Source organism: Corynebacterium ulceribovis DSM 45146 (assembly GCF_000372445.1).
In the GTDB taxonomy this organism is placed as follows: Bacteria; Actinomycetota; Actinomycetes; order Mycobacteriales; family Mycobacteriaceae; genus Corynebacterium; species Corynebacterium ulceribovis.
Genome location: NZ_AQUY01000001.1, coordinates 712950 through 733657, shown reverse-complemented (window position 1 = coordinate 733657; position 20708 = coordinate 712950). Strand labels below are relative to the sequence as shown.

The window sequence follows — 20708 nt, the reverse complement described above, 5'->3', positions numbered from 1 at the left end:
GTGCTTACAGCGCCAACGCGTCGAATGCTTGGTTCGCTGCCTGCATCTCCGCTTCCTTCTTGGTGTGGCCGCGGCCGGAGCCCCGTGCCACCCCGTTGATGGTGACCACTGCGGTGAAAATGCAGTCGTGTTCTGGGCCTTCTGACTCATAGCTGTACACCGGCGCGTCGAGCTTGCGTGCGGAGCAGCGTTCTGCCAGGGACGTCTTCCAGTCCATCGTGCGTGCCACAGCTGGGGCAATTTTGATGCGCTGCGCAAATAGCTTCAGCACCGTTTGCTTCGCAGTGTCCCAGCCTTCCTGCAGGTAGATGGCACCCAGTAGTGCTTCCATGGTGTCGGCAAGAATGGAGTGCTTGTCTTTACCACCGGTTTTCTGCTCGCCACGGCCCAGCAACACATGCTCGCCAAGGTCAATGCCGCGGGCGACATCCGCCAGCGCGTACATATTCACCACGCCGGCGCGCATAGTGGAGATGCCACTTTCGGTGCGCTCTGGGTAGCGGCGGTACAGTTCTTCGGCGACCGCAAGACCGAGGACGGCGTCGCCGAGGAATTCGAGGCGCTCGTTATTGGGTAGATGGCCGTTTTCGTTGGCGAAGCTGCGGTGCGACAACGCCAACTTCAGCAGGTCGTCACCAATGTTGACGCCAAGGTGATTGCGCAGCACATCATGGTCTGCCATCGCGTAGGCAGCTTCGAGCGCCTCTACCCCAGTTTTGCGGCGCTTCCGGCTCATTCGTCGAGCTCCTTGAGCTTATCCGCCAGGCCAGCCCACCGTGGATCGGTTGGCTTTTCCTTCAGGATTTTTTCCTCTTGGTAGTCGCATGGCTGCCCAGTGAACTCACATGTTGGGCTAAACGGCCACGTCACACCGGCTTCATCAATCACACTTTGGAGCAAGTTGACCGAGTCACCTTCAACGCGCGGTGGCTCATAGTCGTCGTCTTCATCTTCCTCATTGCTGGCAATGAAGTCATCCGAAGCAGCGAAAACTTCCTTGACGTGGACTTTCGCGGTCTTTTTCAGCGGGTCCAAGCAGCGGGAGCAGGTACCCGACATTGGGCCTTCCACCTCTGCGTCAACAAGCACACCTTCCCCGAGGGGGACGAGCTGTGCGGTGACGGTCAGTGGGGCCCCTTTTTCAATGCCGATCATCTCCAACCCGATTCGTTCGGGTGCGGGACCAGTTTGGGTGATAGTTTCCGGGACGCCGCCCTGCAGAACGTTGGCGACCGGAAGTTCAAGTGGAGAGGTCATACCACCAGTCTAGACGGGAGTCGAGCCTACTCGTAGTCTTGGCCGTACTCAGCGTTGTAGCCACCGGCGGCACCGGCGCCCTTACGCAGCTGAGCGCGGTCGCGGGAGACCGTCCGCATAACACCAGACAGCGACTGTTCGAACTCGGACAGTTTGCTGTCGACGTAATCATCGCAGTCGATGCGCAGCTGACGAGAATCGGCGTGCGCGCTGTCAATGAGTCGCTGTGCTTCTTCCTGGGCGCGGCGCACCACTTCCGCTTCAGAGACCAGTCGGTTCTGTTCTTCCAGACCTTCCTGAACGCTGCGCTCGTAAGCCTTGTTACCGGATTCGACCAGACGGTCAGCTTCGGCAGCGGCGCGGGAGGTGACGGATTCGTATTCGCGCTGAGCTGCTTCGGTCGTTGCATCGGCTTCTTCGCGGGCGCGAGCCACCATGCCGTGGGCACGGTTTTCGGCGTCGCGCAGCATCGCGTCGACCTTCGCTTCTGCTTCCGCGACCATCCGTTCAGCTTCCTCGGTGGCAGTGCGGCGCACGTCGTAGGCCTCACGTTCCGCTTCGTCGAGGATTTGGTCGCGCTGGTCGAGCACGTCCTGTGCGTCATCTAACTCCGCTGGGAACGCATTGCGGACATCATCAAGCAGCGCCAACGTTGTCTGACGCGGCACCATGCAGTTGGCGGTCATTGGAACGCCATATGCTTCTTCAACAGTCTGGTTCAGTTCGTCCAGGGCCTCAAATACGCGGTACATGGTGATTGATTGTACCTGGCTATTCCGGCTTGATGCGGGAACGAACCGCCTGCGCCACCGGTTCCGGCAGCAGGCTGGTGATGTCGCCGCCGTAGCGCGCGACTTCCTTGGTCAGGCTGGAGGAAATCTCGGAGAACTTCGGGTCAGTCATCAAAAACACGGTTTCAATGCCGGATAGGCGATTGTTCATCCGGGCCATCGGCAGTTCGTATTCGTAGTCCAAGGAGTTGCGCAGCCCCTTGACCAGTGTGTCAATGCCATGGTCGGTGGTGTAGTCGACGAGGAGTTTTTCCCATTTGTCCACTTCCACATTGGGTAGATGTTCGGTGGACTGGCGAATCAGTTCCATGCGCTCCGCGGGGTTGAACATGCCGTCTTTATTCGGGTTGAAGGTCACCAGCACGGTGACTTTGTCGAATAGTTTGGCGGTGCGTTCAAAGATGTCCAGGTGACCGAGGGTCATCGGGTCGAAGGACCCTGGGCAGCATGCATGCGTCATCGTCGTTATTCTCCTGCGTCTGGGTGGTGGAAAATCGCGGAGTCGAAACGTGCCGCACCGTAGGTTCGTTTCTTCAGTTTGATTTCCACCGCTTCGTAGCCGGCTGGCCATACAGTTTCCGGCCCGGCGCTGTCACGTTCAAACACCACTACTGCGCCGTTGTCCAGGTGTGGGATCAGTGCTTCGGCGATGTCGGTGAAGGCGTCGTCGGCTAGTTCGTATGGTGGGTCAGCCAGCACCATCGTATAGCGCTTGGCCCCTGCTGCGGACAGGAATGACGAAGTTTTCATGTGGTGCACTTGGGTGCCCGTCAGCTTGACGGTGGCAATGTTGCGCTGAATAACGGAGACGGCGTCCTCATTGGATTCGACGAAGTCGACGGAGCGGGCGCCGCGGGAGAGTGCTTCTAGGCCCATGGCACCGGAGCCAGCGAAGAGGTCGAGGACGATTTCGCCTTCGAAGCCGTAGCGCACCTGCAAGGAGGAGAATAGGCCTTCGCGGGCGCGGTCTGAGGTTGGTCGGGTGCCTTCTGGTGGCACCGCAATTTTCCGGCCGCGGGCCAGGCCAGCAATAATTCGGGTCACTTCAGCTCCAGGAGTACGTCGCCGCCGGTGACGTCTGCGAAATTGGCTACGTTAATTGCGGCGATCGTGCCTGGTCCGGGCGCGACCACTGGTGCCTGCAGTTTGACGGTTTCCACCACGGCGATAGTTTGGCCGGTGTCGACGGTATCGCCTTCGGCGACCTCCAGATGAACAATCCCGGCGAAGGGTGCGCAAATATTCATGGCTTCAGTTTAGCCTGCCGGTTGGGGCCCTCGTCAGCTGCGTTCGAGGAATTCGGCTTCGGTATCGGAAATGTCGGCCGTGAGTGTTTTCGCTAGTTCTGGTTGCTTTTCGACGATTTGGGTGGCTGCGCGGCGAGCTTCGACGATGATCTCGCTGTCGGTGAGCACGTCCAGCAGGCGGGTGTCTTGCTCATAGCCGGATTGGCTCTCCCCCATCACTTGTCCAATGGAGCGGTAGCGCAGGTCGAGTTCGGCCAGTTTCGCACCGTCGTTGGTTTTCGCGATTTCCTGGAGCCGGTGCCACGCTGGTGTGTTTTGTTCGACATCGGTGACGAAGAAGCAGATGCCGGCTCGGTTACCACGACCGATGCGGCCGCGGAGTTGGTGCAGCTGGGAAATGCCGAATCCGTTGGCGTTCATAATCACCATGACGGTGGCTTCGGGCACGTCAACGCCGACCTCGATGATGGTGGTGGAGACCAGCATGTCGATGTCGCCGCGGCGCAGCGCGCTCATGGCTGCGTCTTTTTCTTCCGGTTTCAGCCTGCCGTGAATAGCGGCGATTCCCCGATCCGGAAAGCGGGTCTGCATGCGTGCGGTGACATCGACCAAACTGTCTTTGCCTTCGTCAATACGCGGAACGACAACAAATACTCGGCCGCCGGCAGTCATTTCTTCGTCGACGCGCTGCCACATGCGGCGTTCCCACACAGTGTTCCATTCCGGCACGACGGCTGATTGGATCGGTTGGCGGGTGCCGGGGCGCTGGGTCAGAGTGGAGACGTCCAGGTCGCCGAAGGCAGTCATGGCGATGGTGCGTGGGATGGGCGTTGCCGTCATGACTAGTACGTGTGGGGTCAGGCCGTCGCGGCCGCGGTCACGGAGTTTGTCGCGTTGGCGCACGCCGAAACGGTGCTGCTCATCGATGACTACCAGCCCAAGGTCGAAGAATTCGACGGTGTCCGAAATCAGCGCGTGGGTGCCTACCACGATGCCCGCCTGCCCGGAAACAATCTCCAGCAGCGCTTGGCGTTTTTCGGGCACCGACATCGACCCAGTAAGCAGCGTGACATCGACGCCATAAATCCGTAGCGTGGCGGCGTGCTGCGCGGCGAGCACTTCTGTCGGCGCGAGCATGGCGCATTGGCGTCCGGCATCAGTTACTTGCAGCATCGCCAGCAGCGCGACGACCGTTTTACCGGAACCAACTTCGCCCTGCAGTAGCCGGGACATCGGTTGGGTGCGCTGCAGGTCCGCGGAGATTTCGGCGACCACCGCTTTTTGCCCGTCGGTGAGAGCAAACGGCAAATTTAGGCGGGTTTCCGGGTTCGGTAGCGCTGGGCATTGCGGTGCGGTGCGGGCATTACTGCTGGCTCGGCGCAGTGCCAGTTCCAGCTGCATTTCCAGTGCTTCGTCGAATTTCAAGCGTTCGACGGCGCGCTGGTATTCAGCTTCGTCGGCTGGGAAGTGAATGGCGCGCAGTGCGGCGTCGAAGTCGCAGTCGTGTGGCAGTGGATCGGCTTGTGGCGCAAGCCAAGTGATGACGCGGTGCATGTGCATTGCCAGCACCAGCGAGGGCATGCCTTTGCCGGTGCGCGGGTACATCGGTACCACGGGCCGTTGCAAAAGTTCGGTCACGGCGCTTTTGTCCGAGCCGCTGCGCAACATGGTTTCGAAGATTCCGGTGCCTATCACGGGAGTCCCATCGTCGCTAAGCAACAACATTGCGGAGGCACCGACCTGGTACGTTCCGCCCCACTCGGTGGCTTTCCCGGCCACTATCAGGCTGCGGCCGGGCCGGAGTCGGTCGACGAACCAGCGTTGGCCGAAAGCTTTGATGGTGAATCCGCCGGTGGTGCCGATGGTGGCGGGTCGGTGGTCTTTGGGGTTGTCCGGCTTATTGACGGAGGTCACCGTCGTGAACACGGTGATGTTCTGGCCGAGGTCGGCCGGGTTGAATCCGGCGTCGTCGCCGCCGAAGCGGTATTCGTTCGGGAAGATAGTGAGCAGTTCGCCGACGGTGTGGACGCCACGTTTGCTGGCGAGTTCTTTGGCTTGTTTTGCGGTGAGGACGTCCGCAAGTGGGGTGCGGGCGGTCTTCGAGCTCAACCACCCGAGCACTATTCCACCCCAATCTGCAGCGTATCCGCCATTCCCGTCGCATCGTAGCCGGTCAGTTCGACCCCGTCCGGCAGGTGGGTTTGGAGCTTATTGACGAGTTGGGGCTTGGCGTCGGCGCCCAGCAGGATGGTGACCAGTTCGCCGCCGGTGGCAAGCAGGCGGTGCACCGTCGCGACGAGGACTTCATCCAAACTGTCTGACTGGGCAATGATTTCGTGGCCAACTGCAGCGGTGTAGTTGTCGTCTTGGTGGCGAACTCGGGCGGCGCGCATTCCGGCGGCGGCTTCGCTCATGCCGTAAATGTCGACGGACAGGGTCGTGTGCGGGTCGTGTACGGCGATGGCGGCAAGACCTGCGGCAAGCGAAGCCGTTGGCACCATGACAATCCCGCGGTCTGAGGCATGCGCAGCGGCCTCAAGCGCGCGAATATCGCGCTGGGTGAGCAGCCCGTTGGGCAGCAACACAATGTCACCTTCAGCGAAGCGGACAATAGCGGCGAGGACAGCGGTGACGGCATCTGTGCCTGGGTCGACCGGATGCGCACCAGCTTCGGCGAAGAGCTCGGCGATACTGCCAGTTGGGGCGAGAGCGACGACGGTGCGGGTGGGTTTGGTTTCCGCGGGCAGCACTTCGATGCGGATGTCGGTGATACGTCCGTGGGACAGCGCCGTTTCGATGACTGTCCCGGCCTGGTAGCTGTGAATATGCACCATGGCTTCTTCGTCATTGGCTGGTGCGACAATGATGGAGCGGCCCAGTGGTTCAATATCGGCGCGCAGGGCTTCTGGGTTGTCGCCGGTGAACCGGAACATCACTTCCAGTTCGGCGGTGGGTGCGGTGTGCACGTGGCTGGGGATGTCTTCGCTGTGGCTGGCTTGACCATGGATGACCTCGGCGAGGGCGCGCAGCATCAGGACGTAACCGGAACCGCCAGCGTCTACTACCCCAGCCTCGCGGAGTACTTCCAGCTGGGAGGGGGTGCGTTCCAATGCAATTTTCGCCGCATGGAGCGCTTCGTCGACAACTTCCGGCAGCGCGTTGGTGCCAGCATTTTTCGCGGCAACGGCTGAGGAGCGCAGCACGGTGAGGATGGTGCCTTCCACTGGATCACTCAGTGCGCGGTCGACCAGTTCAACGGCCAGGTTCAGTGCCTGCATAAACGCGGCGCCATCGAGTGGGCCGTGTACCGCTGTTTCTGCCATCGCGCGCAGTACCTGGGACAGCACTACCCCGGAATTGCCGCGGGAGCCGAACACGGCGCCTTTGCTCAGCGCGGCGGCGACTTCATGGGTGCTAGCGGATTCGTCGAGGTGGGCGATCGCTTCGCGCGCCGAGCTCATGGTGTGCGTCATGTTCGAGCCGGTGTCTGAATCCGGGATGGGGAACACGTTGAGGGCGTTAAGTTCGTCCCGATGATCGTTGAGTGCGGATACGGCGCGCTCGGTCCAGGTGCGCAGGGCCGGACCATCGATGTGGGACAAAACAGACATGGCCGCTATGTTACAACCGCCAGTCGACAGGTTCTGCGCCAAGGCGGGAAAGCTCGGCGTTTACCCGGGAAAATGGCCGCGAACCGAAGAAACCGCGGGAGGCGGACAGCGGTGACGGGTGCGCCGATTCGATGCACGGTGTCTGCCCCAGGAAGCGTTTGGTGGTTTGGGCGTCTCGGCCCCAGAGCACTGCGACCAGTGGGCTATCTGGCCGCTGTGCCAGCGCCCGAATGGCACATTCGGTGACTTCTTCCCATCCTTTGCGGCGGTGGGAGCCTGCTTGGCCCGGCGCGACGGTAAGCACGCGGTTAAATAGTGCGACCCCGGCCCGCGACCAGGCGGACAGGTCCCCATTGTCGGGTGCTGGGTAGCCGAGGTCTGCGGTGTATTCCTTAAAAATGTTGTTCAGGCTGCGTGGCAGTGGCCGAACATCTGGGTGCACGGAGAAGGACAAGCCCATGGCGTGGCCTGGGGTTGGGTATGGGTCTTGGCCGACGATGAGCACTTTCACCTGGTCGAAGGGGTAGGTGAAGGCGCGGAGTACGTCCGTGCCTGCGGGTAGGTAGCCGCGTCCGGCGGCATTTTCGGCCCGCAGAAATTCACCGAGTTGTGCAATGGTTTCGCGGACTGGGGCCAATGGTGCTTCCCAGCTGGGGTGAATCGGCAGGGCCGGGTAGGTCTCCATTAGAAGCTGCTCCATCCGGTGGTCACCGGTGGGATATTGCCGTCGAGGGTGACATGCGCGGCGGAGTCGCGCGCGGATACAACTTTCCCTATCTCACGGAAGCCGGAGGGCGCCGCTAGTTTTGTGGTGGCCAAAATGGTGTGGTCTTCCCCACCGCCAAGTACCCATTCCCACGGGTCCATGCCCAGTACGTCGCCGGCTGCTTGCAGGTTCTCGTCGGGTGCGATGGCGCTGGCGGTGACGTTGATTGACACCAGCGAGGCATCGGCAATGACGCCGAGGTCTTGGATAAGGCCGTCGGAGTTGTCGGTCATGGCGTGGGCGCCAGCGGCCCGGGCGACATTGCCGCGGCCGAATGCGAAGTCCGGCACGGTGTGGGCGCGGACTAGTTTTTGCAGGCGTGGGTCGTCCGGAATCGCGGATCGGTCCCCGAAATGCGTCAATAAGGCCAGGCCAGCGGCGCTGTAGCCAATTTGTCCGGCGGCCACCACAATGTCGCCGCGTTGGGCGCGGTCGAGGTTGAGGGGGTGTGCGGGGCCACCGAGTTCGCCGAGCGCGGTGATGGACAGCACGAGTTGTTCCCCGCCGACGACGTCGCCGCCGACGAGTTCGGCGTTGCAGCGGTGCACGACGTCATTGATGCCGTTGGCGATGCCTTCGACGACGGTCAGGTCCATCTCGCCCGGTGCGGATAGGCCGAGCAGCAGGGCGATTGGCCGGGCGCCCATCGCTTCAATGTCGGCGATGTTCTGGATGGCGGCTTTCGCGCCGATTTCTTCTGGGGTGGACCAGTCGAGGCGGAAGTGCCTGTTTTCCACGAGCATGTCGGTGGCGACGACGGTGCGCGAGTTGGGGGTGGCGAGCGCTAGGACTGCAGCATCGTCGCCGTTGATTTTCGACGGGGATGCCGCGCGGATGACGTCAATGGTGCCGGCTTCGCCAGCTTCGCGGATCGTGGTCATAGAGCTATTTGTACACTTTGGGCATGACTACTTCAGATTCGCCCCGTCGCTGGGGGGCTTGGGCTGCGCTTGGTGTGGCGTTGACTTTTTTGGTTGTGGTGCTGGTTGCGGGCAAGTTTGTTTACGAACGTGCGACGAACCAGCCGGTGGCTCTGAGTGATATTGGGTCGCCGCAGGCCGATTCGCCGCAGTGTTCGGCGTTGATGGCGCAGTTGCCGGACAAATTAGGTAAGTATGACCGCCAGGACATTCTGGATCCGGCGCCGGCAGGTGTGGCGGCGTGGACGCGCACTACTGATGATCAGATCACGTTGCGCTGTGGTGTGCAGCGCCCCGAGCAGTACAACGAATTGTCGCTGCTGACGGACAACGATGGTTTGAAGTGGCTGCCGGTGTTCGACACCACCCCAGGCTCGGATTTGGCGACCTACTACTTGGTGTCGCAGACCCCGTCGGTGGCGGTGACCGCGAGCCGTGACGTCAATGTGCTCAAGGACCTGGAAAAGGCGCTGCGCGATGGCGACGTTGCCATTGATACGCCGGTAGAGACCGCACCGGTGCCACTGTCGGATGTCACCGCGAAGGATGACACGAAGTGTGCCCAGATGAAGGCGTCCCTGCCGAAGAAGATGGGCGACTATGAGCTTGTTGACGATTACACCGCCGGTGGCGCGATGGCGTGGATTGCCCCGGGCGTGGAGCCAATTGTTGTCAAGTGTGGTGTCGATGCGCCTGCGAACTACAAAGCTGGTGAGCAGGTGCAGCAGGTCAACGATGTGGTGTGGTTTGAGGAAACCAAGCTGGCGAATGGTTTGACCTCGAGTGTGTGGTACACCGTCGACCGGGCGCAGTATGTGGCGTTGTCGATGCCGAATGCGGCAGGTGACACCGTCATCACGGCGATGTCCGATGCGATCGCCGCGAATCTGGAGAAAACTGGCCAGTAAGTCGGGCTACTGTTCGTGCAGCCGCTCGACTTGGCGGTACCGCACCAAAGCGCGCTGCACCAAGGTGTCCAGCAATACGTCGTAAGCAACGCCGCTGGCCGCCATCATCTGCGGGTACATCGAAATTGGGGTGAAGCCCGGCAGTGTGTTGACTTCATTAATCACTGGCCCATTGTCGGTGACAAAGAAGTCCACGCGGGAGAGCCCTTCGCCGTCGAGAATGCGAAACGCCCGCTTCGCCATATCTTGGACCTGCTCCGTCATGCCTTCAGGCAAAGTCGCCGGGATCTCGGCGGTGACCACATTGTCTAAGTATTTTGCGTCGAAGCCGTAGAAGCCTTCATCGCCGCTTTCCGTATCCAGCAGGCGCGATGGCACGGATGCAGTCAGCGTTCCGTCTGGGTGTTGCAGCACACCGCATTCGACTTCGTCGCCGACTAGGTTCGCTTCAACCAAAACCTTGTCGTCGTGAGCGAAGGCTTCCTGCATCGCGGCGTCGAGCTGCGCCCAGTCATCGACTTTCGAAATGCCGATGGAGGAACCGCCGCGCGCCGGTTTGACGAACACCGGCAGCCCAAGCGCATGAATCTGCTCCAGTGGTACATCGTCAATGCTGTCGACAAACACTTGCTGCCCTACGGGGATGCCGCCCTGCGCAAGCAGTCGTTTGGTGTATTCCTTGTCCATGCCAGCTGCCGAGCACAGCACACCCGCGCCGACATAGGGCACGCCTGCCAGTTCAAAGAAGCCTTGGATGGTGCCGTCTTCCCCGTCGGGGCCGTGGAGCGCTGGGAATACGACATCGATGGTGTCGATGAGTTCACCGGTGATGCTGCGGATTTCCCCGGCGCGTGCTGGGTTGTGGGAGAAAATGATCTCGCTTCCGTCATCACGCACCTGTGGCATGGTGCGGCCCTGGCGGGTCAGGGCGGTGGTGTCGGTGGTGCCGAGGGTCCACACGCCTGCGCGGGTGATGGCGATGGGCACAATTCTGTACTTGTCGGCGTCCAGGTGCGACATAATCGCTCCGGCGGAGACACAGGACACTTCGTGCTCAGGGCTTCGGCCGCCGTACACCACGGCGACTGTTGTGCGGGAATCAGTCATGTGGGCAGCTTACTCCGTGTTTACTCCGGTTTGCGGCTGCGCCCCATCAACATGGTGACCATGTCATCGACGTTGAGGCCTTCGTGGCAGACTGCGTGCACGGCCTGGGTAATCGGCATTTCCACACCATGTTGCTGCGCAAGGCGGTGAATCGACTCGGAGGACACCACGCCTTCAGCCACCTGGCCGTGCGTAGCTTCCTGCGCCTGCGCCATCGTTTCGCCTTGGCCTAGGCGGTAGCCGAAAGTGCGGTTACGGGACAGTTCGGAAGTACAGGTGGCAACGAGGTCACCGAGGCCAGCGAGCCCAGCGAAGGTCCGCGGGTTCGCACCGAGAGCGTCACCGAGGCGGGTGGTTTCGGCAAGGCCGCGGGTAATGAGCGTGGCGAGAGTGTTCGCGCCGAGGCCTTTACCGGTGGCCATACCGCACGCCAGCGCAATGACGTTTTTGGTGGCGCCGCCGATTTCACAGCCAACCACATCGGTGTTGGTATAGGGCCGGAAGTAGGGCGCGGCCAGGGCGGACTGCACTAATTTCGCCCGGTTTTCGTCGCTGCAGGCAATGACGGTGGCAGCGGGCTGCTCCTGCCCCACCTCCCGCGCCAAGTTCGGCCCGGATAGCACTGCGATGCGTTCCGTTTCGATGCCGCCGACTTCTTCAACGATTTGGCTCATTCGCTTCAGGCTGTCCTGTTCGATGCCTTTGGCTAGCGAGAGGATTGTGGCTTTATTGGGGATGATTGTTGCCCAGCGTTCTAGGTTGCTGCGCAGCGTTTGGGAGGGCACGGCGAGGACCACAATGTCGCGGCCGGCGAGCGCTTCGGCGCCGTCAGTGGTGGCAACAATATTGTCCGGCAGCGTCAATTCCGGTAAATAGTCCGGGTTTTGATGGTCGTTGTTGATGTGTGCGGCGAGTTCTTCGCGGCGGGCCCACAAGGTGACGGGGTTGCCAGCATCGGCGAACACTTTTGCCAGCACGGTCCCCCATGAGCCGGCGCCCATGACAGCAATGTCCACCATTTCGCTTCCCTTTCGCCACAGTATGGATGTGTCACCTAGCTTAACGTGAGTAAACACCCGTAGGCTTGTATGTATGCCGCACAGCCATGAAACTGACAAAGACAACGAGAACGAACGCGTCCTCACCGGCCGCCACCAGGCAATTCCGAAAGATCCGAGTATGGGGCTGCCCCGTCCGACTTTCGCTGCCGGCGCAGTGTTGTGGCGCGGCGACCGGGAGAACCCGGCCAGCATTGAAGTTGCTGTTATTCACCGGCCGCATTACGACGATTGGTCACTGGCGAAGGGCAAATTGGATCCGGGTGAGAACCTGATTCAGACGGCGCAGCGGGAAATTTCCGAGGAAACTGGCTACGACATTCGGATGTCGAAGCTGCTCGGCAAGGTCAGCTATGCGGTCGGCGACCGCACGAAAATTGTGTGGTACTGGACTGCGGAAGTCACCGGCGGCGAGTTTGTGCCCAACGACGAAGTTGATGAGATTCGGTGGTTGCCCATTGACCAGGCCCGTGATCTGCTGAGCTACGACTTGGATGCCGGTGTGCTGGATAAGGCGAAGAAGCGGTTTGACCTCGTGGTTGATGCGCGCGTGTTGTATGTGCGTCATGGCCGTGCACTGCAGCGCAAAACCTGGATGGGCGACGATAACCTGCGTCCGCTGGATAAGAAGGGCCGCCGCCAAGCGGAAATGCTCGCCACCACCTTGCAGGCGTTTTGCCCGGATCGGGTGTATTCGGCAGAGCCAGACCGGTGCATTACTACTGTCTCCCCGCTTGCTGACGAATTGGGGCTGCCGGTTGTTGTCGACCCGCTCTTTGGTGATATCGCGTGGATAGAGCAGATGGTGTCCGCGCAGAATCGTTTCCAGCAGGTGGTGGCTGAAGGAGGCACGTCAGTGATTTGTGGCCAAGGCACAGTCATCCCGGAGATGATTGCGTGGTTGTCGGCTAATGGCACGTTGCCGATGGAAGAGTTCCCAGCGAAGAAGGGCTCGGTGTGGGTGCTGTCGTTTAGCCAGGGCCAGTTGGTCGGCGCTGACTATGTGGAGTCGGTCCTGCCGGTGAAGTAAACCGTCCGACGGAAGGTTTACTTTCCGAATCCGGCGTGGGAGCTGCTGCGCCGGACGAGGATTTCGGAGCCGTCTGAGCTTTCGACGTTGTCGATTCCGTCGCGAACTACTTCGCGGAAGTAGTTCCCAGGCCGGAAGGCTGGGGCTAGGGTCGCAGGCACTTTGATGGTTTCACCGGTGTGCGGGTTGCGTGCGGTGCGGGTGGCGCGTTCACGTCGTTCAAAGGTGCCGAAGCCCATGATGGTGATGGATTCTCCGGCGGCGACGGTGCGGACGATGATGTCCAGCATGTTTTCCACGGCGGCGGTGGCGGTTCGTTGGTTTCCGTCGAGCCGGGTTGCCAGTTCCGCAATCAGATCCGCTTTGTTCATGACGGCCCTTTACCTGTGTGTGGGCTGCTAACGCCCTTTTCGCTGTATTTTCAGCTCTCACACTAACGCGAGTACCGCCAAGTCGCAGGGCAGGCAAGCATTTTCACTTCCCTGCCCCATTGTCCAGCCACGGCCGCATCACCACACGGTTGCTGCGCCGACCGTCCGCTTCGCGAGTTAGCGGGTAGTTGGCTTAAACGCAGGCCGCTTCGCTTCGTACTGTTCGATGTCTGCTTCATTGCGCAGGGTCAGCGAAATGTCATCGAGGCCTTCCATCAGCCGCCAGCGGGTGTAGTCGTCGACATCGAATGGCAGCATCAGCGGGTCGTCGCCGTCGGATTCAACAGTGCGGGTTTCCAGGTTGACGGTCAGGGATGCGCCTGGGTTGTTTTCCAGGTGCTTCCACAGCTGTTCAATGTCGCCTTGTTCCATTTGCGCTGCCAGCAGTCCTGCTTTGCCAGCGTTGCCCCGGAAAATATCGGCGAAGCGGGAGGAAAACACGACGCGGAAGCCGTAGTCCATCAGCGCCCAGACGGCGTGTTCACGGGAGGAACCAGTACCGAAGTCCGGGCCTGCAACCAGAATCGAACCATTCTTGTACGCATCCTGGTTCAGCACGAAGTCGTCGTCTTTGCGCCAGCGGGCAAACAGGCCGTCATCGAAACCGCTGCGGGTGACGCGCTTGAGGTATACCGCTGGGATGATCTGGTCGGTGTCAACGGCCGAACGCTGCAGTGGAACGGCGACGCCAGAGTGGGAAGTAAACTTTTCCATTTTTGGTCCTTAGATTGTGCTTGTCGACGTTGTGGTTGGCGTTAGACCGTTGCTGCCAGGTCTGCCGGGGATGCGAAGCGGCCCACGACAGCGGTAGCAGCAGCCACGACTGGGCTGACAAGGTGGGTGCGGCCGCCCTTGCCCTGTCGGCCTTCGAAGTTGCGGTTAGAGGTCGAGGCGGAGCGCTGGCCTGACTTGAGCTGGTCCGGGTTCATGCCCAGGCACATGGAGCAACCTGGTTGACGGAATTCGGCTCCGGCGGCGGTAAACACTTCGTCGAGGCCTTCTTCGATGGCCTGTTCGCGAACCTTCGCCGAGCCTGGGACCACCAGCATCTGCACCGAGTCGGCAACTTTGTGGCCGCGCAGCACGTCTGCGGCGGCGCGCAGGTCTTCGATGCGGGCGTTGGTGCAGGAGCCGAGGAACACTACGTCGACTGGGATGTCGCGCATTGGGGTGCCGGCCTTCAGGTCCATGTATTCCAGTGCAGATTCCGCGGCGGCACGCTCAGAAGCATCCGACATCAGTTCTGGATCTGGGACCGCTTCACCCAGGGAGATGCCCTGGCCTGGGTTGGTGCCCCAGGTGACGAATGGTTCCAGCGCGTCGCCATCGATTTCGACGACGGTGTCGAATTCGGCGTCGGTATCCGTCGGCAAGCTCTTCCAGTATTCAACTGCGGCGTCCCAGTCGGCACCCTGCGGTGCGTGTGGGCGGCCTTGGACGTAGTCGAAGGTGGTTTGGTCTGGGGCGACCATACCGGCGCGGGCACCTGCTTCAATCGACATGTTGCAGATGGTCATCCGGCCTTCCATCGAGAGCTGTTCAACGGCGGTGCCGCGGTATTCGATGATGTGGCCCTGTGCGCCGTTGGTACCAATCTTGGCGATAACCGCCAGGATGAGGTCCTTAGCAGTCACGCCTGGCTTCAAGGTGCCGGATACTTCCACAGCCATGGTCTTAAATGGCTTCAGTGGCAGCGTCTGGGTGGCCAGGACGTGCTCAACTTCCGAGGTGCCGATGCCAAAGGCGATGGAGCCAAATGCGCCGTGGGTGGAGGTGTGGGAGTCACCGCACACCACGGTCATGCCTGGCTGGGTCAGTCCCAGCTGCGGGCCAACGACGTGCACAATGCCTTGTTCTTTATCCCCCATTGGGTAGAGGTGAACGCCGAATTCTTCGCAGTTTTTCCGCAGGGTGGCGATTTGGGTGCGGGAGGTTGGCTCAACGATAAGGTCCAGTTTGCCGCCAGCCACGTCGGTCGGGACGTTGTGATCTTCGGTGGCGATGGTCAGGTCTGGGCGGCGCACTTGGCGGCCTGCCAGGCGCAGTCCGTCGAAGGCCTGTGGGGAGGTCACTTCGTGGACGAGGTGGAGGTCAATGTACAGCAAGTCGGGGCCACCGTTTTCACCTGGGGTGACAACGTGTGCGTCCCAAACTTTTTCGGCCAGCGTGCGGGGTGCCGGATTCGTCGCGGTCATATTTACCTCCGTTGTGTGCGACTGGGTGCAGGCGACTGGGGTGAATCTCACCTACTGGAATGTTAATATCATTCTGTGGAACAGTATAGCAGCGGTATTCAACTCTTAGATAAATGCGTCCGCATTTTGCACACCGTCAACCAACACCCCATGAACCTGGCGGAACTCGCCGCTGCCACCTCCCTACCCCGCGCCACCTTGCACCGCCTAGCCACCGCACTGGAAGGCCACCGCTTCCTCACCCGCGACGCAAACGGCCGCTGGGCACCAGGCATCGCCCTCTTCGAACTCGCGCCGAGCACCCCTGCCGTATTGCAGCAAGCAGCAAATAAAGTGCTCCCACAGCTCGTTGCCGCCACCGGAGAATCCGCCCAGCTCTACATCCTGGACGGCACCTGGCGCGTCTGCGTCGCCTCCCTAGAGCCAACCACCGGCCTACGCGACGTTGTCCCCGTCGGCGCGCGCCTACCACTGACCGCCGGATCCGCCGCGCGAGTGCTACTTGCCGGCGCCGCACCCGAATTACAAAAACAGGTGCTTAGTGACGCCAGCTTTACTGTCGACGATGTTGCGGCAGCAGCCGCTGACGGCTGGGCAGCTACCATGGCAGAACGTGAGGTCGGCCTCGCGTCGGTATCGGCCGCCATCTACCAAGGCGGCCCCATCATCGCAGCCTTGTCAGTTTCTGGCCCTGCCGACCGCGTCACCGGCACCCCCTTCGACACGTGGGGCGCCGCAGTTTTAGAAGCCGCCCGCACCATGGAGGAACAGCTGTGAGTCAGACCAACTACCAGGGCAACTATCGCCATGTCATCTTGGCGACGTCCACAGTTGGTCAAGTCGGTGCATCCCTCTTCCACATGGGTGTGCCTTACCTCATCCCCGCTCTGACGGCGACAGGGTTGGCGCTGCCCACTGCGGCGCTAGTTACGTCCCTGCCCGCCATCGGCATTGTGCTGACCTTGGTGCTGTGGGGCTGGGTAGTCGACCGCACCGGCGAGCGTTTCGTGCTGGGGCTTGGCCTGTCGCTCACTGCAGTCTCCGGTGCACTTGCGGCTGCCGGTGCATTCCTTGACCAGCTGCTAATGCTCGCCTTCGGCCTGCTGCTGTCCGGCATGGCCGCGGCCTCGGTGAACTCCGCCTCCGGCCGAGTGGTGTCCGGCTGGTACCCGCCGCACCAACGTGGCCTCGCCATGGGTATTCGGCAGATGGCACAGCCGCTGGCCGCAGGTCTCGGCGCATTGGTGTTGCCCTTTGTCGCCGCAAACTACAGCATCGGCTGGGCACTGGTCACCGCCACCAGCTACACCGCTGTGGTGGCGCTGGCATGCATCCTCATTATCCGCGACCCCGACCGCCCAGAACGTGGCAGTGAGGCCGAAGCACTTGCCGCCGCCAGCCCCTACCAGGGCTCGAACTACCTTATGCGCATCCACATGACCTCCGCGCTGCTCTCGGCGCCGCAGTCCACTGTCGGCAGTTTCATGTTGGTGTGGCTCATGTCGTTGGGCTGGACGCCAGGTACCGCCGGTGCGCTCGTGACTATCTCGCAGTTCCTCGGTGCCGGTGGCCGCGCCCTCGGCGGCTTCATCTCCGACCGCGTCCACTCCCGCATGCGCCCCATCCGCTGGGTCGCCGGGGGCACATTCCTGTCTGCAGTCGTAGTAGCCGGGGCGTCCTGGCTCGGCTGGACCGAACTCGCAGTCGTCGCCATGGTGTGCCTATCCGTCGGTGCCGTCGCCGACAATGGCCTGGCGTTTACGGCAGTTGCCGAATACGCCGGGCCGCTGTGGTCGGGCCGCAGCATGGGTCTGCAGAACACGTTCCAGAACATTGTCTACTCCGCCGCCCCACCCGTTGCCGGGCTTTTAGTTGGCGCCGTTGGCTTCCCAGCGATGTGGGCACTGCTCGCTGTGAGCCCCGCCGCGGCATTCGTATTAGTACCAGAACGTGACTTACACCGCGCTGGGGAAGAATAGCCAGGTCAGCCGCGTAGCCGCCAATACGTCAATAAGTGGAAGAAAACGTGCGGAAGGCGCACAATTGAAAGGAGAACTGAACGCAGAAGAAGGGATGACCGTTGACCAGTACAACGTCAACCACCACCCACACCGGTTGGGACGGATTTGCTGCCGGACCATGGCAGGAAAAGATCGACGTCCGCGACTTCATCCAGCGCAACTACACGCCATATGACGGCGATGCCAGCTTCCTAGAAGGCGCCACCGAAAAGACCACGCGCCTATGGGAATACCTGGACCAGAACTACCTGGAAGTGGAACGTCAGCGCCGCGTTTATGACGTCGACACTGATACCCCAGCAGATGTCGACGCCTTCCCCGCTGGATACATCAGCGAAGACGATGACATCATTGTCGGCCTGCAAACCGATGTGCCGACCAAACGCGCCATGATGCCCAACGGCGGCTGGCGCATGGTGGAAACCGCCATCAAAGAAGCCGGTAAAGAGGTCAATCCGCGGGTAAAGGAAATTTTCACCCGCTACCGCAAGACCCACAATGACGCTGTCTTCGACATCTACACCCCACGGATCCGCGCCGCCCGCTCCTCGCACATTGTCACTGGCCTGCCGGATGCTTATGGCCGTGGCCGCATCATCGGCGACTACCGCCGCGTGGCGCTCTACGGTGTCGACGCACTGATTGCCGAGAAGGAAGTTGCGAAGGATTCGGTGGCGGACCAGCCGTTTTCCGAACACTGGGCCCGGTTCCGGGAAGAGCACTCCGAGCAGATCCGCGCGCTGAAGAAACTCAAAGCCATGGCGCAGACCTACGGTTTTGATATTTCCGAGCCAGCGACCACCGCCCAGGAAGCTGTGCAGTGGACCTACTTCGCCTACCTCGGCGCGGTGAAAAGCCAAGACGGTGCGGCCATGTCCTTCGGCCGCCTATCCGCATTCTTTGACATTTACTTTGAACGGGATTTGGCCGCCGGCCGGATCACGGAGCTTGACGCACAGGAAATCATTGACCAGCTGGTGATTAAGCTGCGCATTGTCCGTTTCTTGCGCACACAGTCCTATGACCAGATTTTCTCCGGCGACCCATACTGGGCCACCTGGTCGGACGCTGGTTTTTCCGAAGATGGCCGGAGCTTGGTGACGAAAACGTCCTTCCGGCTGCTGCAAACGCTCCGGAACCTGGGCCCAGCCCCGGAACCAAACATCACCATTTTCTGGGACCCGCAGCTGCCGGAAGGCTATAAAGAGTTCTGCTCCGCGGTGTCCATTGAAACGTCGTCGCTGCAGTACGAATCGGATAAGCAGATCCGGGACCGCTGGGGCGATGACGCCGCGATTGCCTGCTGCGTCTCCCCGATGGCTGTCGGTAAGCAGATGCAGTTCTTCGGCGCCCGCGTTAACTGCGCAAAGTCCCTGCTTTATGCCATTAACGGTGGCCGCGATGAAGTCTCCGGCAAGCAGATTACTGCGGCGGGCGAGTTCGAACCGATTACCGCTGAGGGCCCGCTGAACTTTGACGAGGTGTGGGACAAGTTCGAGGACATGCTCGACTGGGTCATTGGCACCTACGTCGAGGCGCTGAACATCATCCACTACTGCCACGACCGCTACGCCTATGAGGCGATGGAGATGGCGCTGCATGACTCCGACATTGTGCGCACCATGGGTTGCGGCATCGCAGGGCTGTCGATTGTGGCTGACTCCCTCTCGGCGATTAAGTACGCCAAGGTCACCCCAGTGCGCGATGATTCTGGGCTGGTTGTCGATTACATCACCGAGGGTGACTTCCCGCGCTACGGCAATGACGATGACCGCGCTGATGATATCGCCGCGACGATTGTGCACACCGTGATGGCGAAACTCAATGAGATTCCGATGTACCGCGATGCCATCCCAACACAGTCGGTGCTGACGATTACCTCCAACGTCGTCTACGGCAAGGCCACCGGTTCCTTCCCATCGGGACACCAGGCTGGTACCCCATTTAGCCCAGGTGCGAACCCTGAGAACGGCGCGGATACCCACGGCATGGTTGCCTCCATGTTGTCGGTGGGCAAGTTGGACTACAACGACGCGTTGGATGGCATTTCGCTGACCAACACCATCACCCCATCTGGCCTGGGTCGCACGAAGGACGAGCAGGTCGGTAACTTGGTCGGCATTTTGGATGCCGGCTTCATCATGGACGAGACCCCAACCCCGGACGAGAACTAGGAGAACCCTGTGTCCAAGAAAACTTTCGACGAACGCATGGCCGATATGAAGGCCAGCCGCACCGCCAATGAGCAGGATGCGGGCCTGTATCACGCCAATATCAATGTGCTGGATAAGAACACGTTGGAAGATGCGATGGCGAATCCAGAGAACTACCCGAATTTGACTGTTCGGGTGTCTGGCTACGCGGTGAACTTTGTGAAGTTGACGAAGGAACAGCAGCAGGACGTGCTGGCACGCACCTTCCACCAGTCGGCGTAAGGAGGCAGTGTTTGTGGCTGATGGTGTCAACACCACAGTGACCATATCCCCTGGTTGCGGGCCGCGTCGGCGTGGCAACGCCCAGGGGTTGGGCGTCGATGACGCTGACGACGTGGAGGAGCTCTCCCGTTCTGCGCTGCTGGCTGCCCGCAACACCGGCGAAGTCGGCATGGTGCATTCCTGGGAATTGGTCACCGCGGTCGACGGCCCGGGCACTCGCCTGACGGTGTTCCTGTCGGGCTGCCCGCTGCGCTGCCAGTATTGCCACAATCCGGACACCATGCGGATGCTTGAAGGCACCGTCGAACGCGCCAGCGACATTGTCGCCAAAGCCAAGCGCTACCGCTCCGTTTTCCGCGCCACCGGCGGCGGCTTGACGCTATCCGGCGGGGAGCCGCTGTTTCAGATTGCGTTCGCCCGCCGCATCTTAGCGGAGGTGCACGCGGCGGGTATTCACACCACCATCGATACCTCAGGGTTTTTGGGGAAAAGGCTTAGTGACGAAGACCTGGCCAACGTGGACTTGGTGTTGCTGGACGTGAAGTCGGGTATCCCAGAGCTCTACCGTGACGTGACCGGTGGCCGAAATTTGCAACCCACTATTGATTTCGGTGACCGGCTCAACCAACTGGGCAAACGCGTCTGGGTGCGGTTTGTGCTGGTACCGGGTCTGACGGATGCGCCGGAGAATATTGCGGCGGTCGCTGACATTGTTGCGCGTTGGCGCAGCAATGTCGAGCGTGTGGAAGTGTTGCCGTTTCACAATATGGCGACCGATAAGTGGGAGCACCTGGGGATGGCGTATCGCCTGCGGGATACCAAGCCGCCGACTCCGGAGTCGGTGGCAGCGGCGCGGGAGGTATTCCGCTCCCGTGGCCTCGAGGTGTACTAGCCCTCGAGGTATATGAGAATGTGCCCGATCCTGCCCCGA

At 61.1% G+C, this 20708-nt stretch carries 20 protein-coding genes and 1 pseudogene; 6 read left to right on the top strand and 15 right to left on the bottom strand.

What is annotated here, in order from left to right:
• Window positions 1-4: 4 nt before the first annotated feature.
• From rnc to A3EC_RS0103350, 10 genes are read right to left on the bottom strand one after another with little or no spacing between them, the layout of a single operon-like run.
• Window positions 5-736, bottom strand: coding sequence for a ribonuclease III (gene rnc / locus A3EC_RS0103395; RefSeq protein ID WP_018023762.1), 732 nt, complete (start codon window positions 734-736; stop codon window positions 5-7).
• Complete coding sequence (locus A3EC_RS0103390) at window positions 733-1257, bottom strand: YceD family protein (protein ID WP_018023761.1); 525 nt, start codon at window positions 1255-1257, stop codon at window positions 733-735. The genes rnc and A3EC_RS0103390 overlap by 4 nt, the downstream gene beginning before the upstream one ends.
• A gap of 26 nt (window positions 1258-1283) precedes the next feature.
• Complete coding sequence (locus A3EC_RS0103385) at window positions 1284-2009, bottom strand: DivIVA domain-containing protein (RefSeq protein WP_018023760.1); 726 nt, start codon at window positions 2007-2009, stop codon at window positions 1284-1286.
• A gap of 19 nt (window positions 2010-2028) precedes the next feature.
• On the bottom strand, window positions 2029-2508 hold the full coding sequence (coaD, locus tag A3EC_RS0103380; RefSeq protein WP_018023759.1) for a pantetheine-phosphate adenylyltransferase: 480 nt from the start codon (window positions 2506-2508) through the stop codon (window positions 2029-2031).
• 5 nt (window positions 2509-2513) lie between these two features.
• The gene (gene rsmD, locus A3EC_RS0103375; protein ID WP_018023758.1) at window positions 2514-3092 is read right to left on the bottom strand and encodes a 16S rRNA (guanine(966)-N(2))-methyltransferase RsmD; all 579 of its coding nucleotides are present in this window, start codon (window positions 3090-3092) and stop codon (window positions 2514-2516) included.
• Window positions 3089-3295 carry an acyl-CoA carboxylase biotin carboxyl carrier protein subunit gene (locus A3EC_RS0103370; protein WP_018023757.1) on the bottom strand — a complete coding sequence of 69 codons (207 nt, stop codon included), beginning with the start codon at window positions 3293-3295 and terminating at the stop codon, window positions 3089-3091. The genes rsmD and A3EC_RS0103370 overlap by 4 nt, the downstream gene beginning before the upstream one ends.
• A gap of 33 nt (window positions 3296-3328) precedes the next feature.
• Window positions 3329-5404 carry an ATP-dependent DNA helicase RecG gene (locus tag A3EC_RS0103365; RefSeq protein WP_245532925.1) on the bottom strand — a complete coding sequence of 692 codons (2076 nt, stop codon included), beginning with the start codon at window positions 5402-5404 and terminating at the stop codon, window positions 3329-3331.
• An 11-nt stretch (window positions 5405-5415) separates the two neighbouring features.
• Complete coding sequence (locus A3EC_RS0103360; protein ID WP_018023755.1) at window positions 5416-6906, bottom strand: DAK2 domain-containing protein; 1491 nt, start codon at window positions 6904-6906, stop codon at window positions 5416-5418.
• A gap of 10 nt (window positions 6907-6916) precedes the next feature.
• Entirely contained in the window at window positions 6917-7591 is a 675-nt protein-coding gene (locus tag A3EC_RS0103355; protein WP_018023754.1) for a uracil-DNA glycosylase, read from the bottom strand.
• Window positions 7591-8553, bottom strand: coding sequence for a thiamine-phosphate kinase (locus A3EC_RS0103350; protein ID WP_018023753.1), 963 nt, complete (start codon window positions 8551-8553; stop codon window positions 7591-7593). Before A3EC_RS0103350 ends, A3EC_RS0103355 begins: the two co-directional genes overlap by 1 nt.
• A gap of 23 nt (window positions 8554-8576) precedes the next feature.
• Between A3EC_RS0103350 and A3EC_RS11240 the strand changes: the two genes are divergently transcribed.
• Window positions 8577-9500 (top strand): DUF3515 domain-containing protein, encoded by a 924-nt coding sequence (locus tag A3EC_RS11240; RefSeq protein WP_040427897.1) that lies wholly within the window; start codon window positions 8577-8579, stop codon window positions 9498-9500.
• A 6-nt stretch (window positions 9501-9506) separates the two neighbouring features.
• Here A3EC_RS11240 and A3EC_RS0103340 read toward each other — a convergent pair whose 3' ends face one another.
• The gene (locus A3EC_RS0103340) at window positions 9507-10607 is read right to left on the bottom strand and encodes a D-alanine--D-alanine ligase family protein (RefSeq protein ID WP_018023751.1); all 1101 of its coding nucleotides are present in this window, start codon (window positions 10605-10607) and stop codon (window positions 9507-9509) included.
• Between the two features lie 20 nt (window positions 10608-10627).
• Entirely contained in the window at window positions 10628-11626 is a 999-nt protein-coding gene (locus A3EC_RS0103335) for an NAD(P)H-dependent glycerol-3-phosphate dehydrogenase (protein ID WP_018023750.1), read from the bottom strand.
• Window positions 11627-11699: 73 nt separating this feature from the next.
• On the opposite strand from A3EC_RS0103335, the gene A3EC_RS0103330 reads away from it, so the two are divergent.
• The gene (locus A3EC_RS0103330) at window positions 11700-12695 is read left to right on the top strand and encodes an NUDIX hydrolase (protein WP_018023749.1); all 996 of its coding nucleotides are present in this window, start codon (window positions 11700-11702) and stop codon (window positions 12693-12695) included.
• A gap of 17 nt (window positions 12696-12712) precedes the next feature.
• On the opposite strand, the gene A3EC_RS11235 is transcribed toward A3EC_RS0103330, so the two are convergent.
• The 3 genes from A3EC_RS11235 to leuC form a co-directional block, all read right to left on the bottom strand.
• The gene (locus A3EC_RS11235; protein WP_051060977.1) at window positions 12713-13066 is read right to left on the bottom strand and encodes an HU family DNA-binding protein; all 354 of its coding nucleotides are present in this window, start codon (window positions 13064-13066) and stop codon (window positions 12713-12715) included.
• A 177-nt stretch (window positions 13067-13243) separates the two neighbouring features.
• A complete protein-coding gene (gene leuD, locus A3EC_RS0103320; protein WP_018023748.1) occupies window positions 13244-13840 on the bottom strand; it encodes a 3-isopropylmalate dehydratase small subunit in 597 nt (198 codons plus the stop codon).
• Between the two features lie 41 nt (window positions 13841-13881).
• Window positions 13882-15321: a 3-isopropylmalate dehydratase large subunit gene (leuC, locus tag A3EC_RS0103315; RefSeq protein ID WP_018023747.1), complete on the bottom strand. Its 1440-nt coding sequence runs from the start codon at window positions 15319-15321 to the stop codon at window positions 13882-13884.
• A 75-nt stretch (window positions 15322-15396) separates the two neighbouring features.
• Here leuC and A3EC_RS0103310 point away from each other — a divergent pair, with 75 nt between their 5' ends.
• The 4 genes and pseudogenes from A3EC_RS0103310 (at window position 15397) to pflA (ending at window position 20669) form a co-directional block, all read left to right on the top strand.
• Window positions 15397-16098, top strand: a complete 702-nt coding sequence (locus tag A3EC_RS0103310; protein ID WP_018023746.1) for an IclR family transcriptional regulator — start codon at window positions 15397-15399, stop codon at window positions 16096-16098.
• The gene (locus A3EC_RS0103305) at window positions 16095-17300 is read left to right on the top strand and encodes an MFS transporter (RefSeq protein WP_018023745.1); all 1206 of its coding nucleotides are present in this window, start codon (window positions 16095-16097) and stop codon (window positions 17298-17300) included. The genes A3EC_RS0103310 and A3EC_RS0103305 overlap by 4 nt, the downstream gene beginning before the upstream one ends.
• Before the next feature lie 101 nt (window positions 17301-17401).
• Window positions 17402-19777: pseudogene (gene pflB, locus A3EC_RS0103300) on the top strand (formate C-acetyltransferase).
• Between the two features lie 13 nt (window positions 19778-19790).
• Entirely contained in the window at window positions 19791-20669 is an 879-nt protein-coding gene (gene pflA, locus A3EC_RS0103290; RefSeq protein WP_026162148.1) for a pyruvate formate-lyase-activating protein, read from the top strand.
• Window positions 20670-20708: the final 39 nt, after the last annotated feature.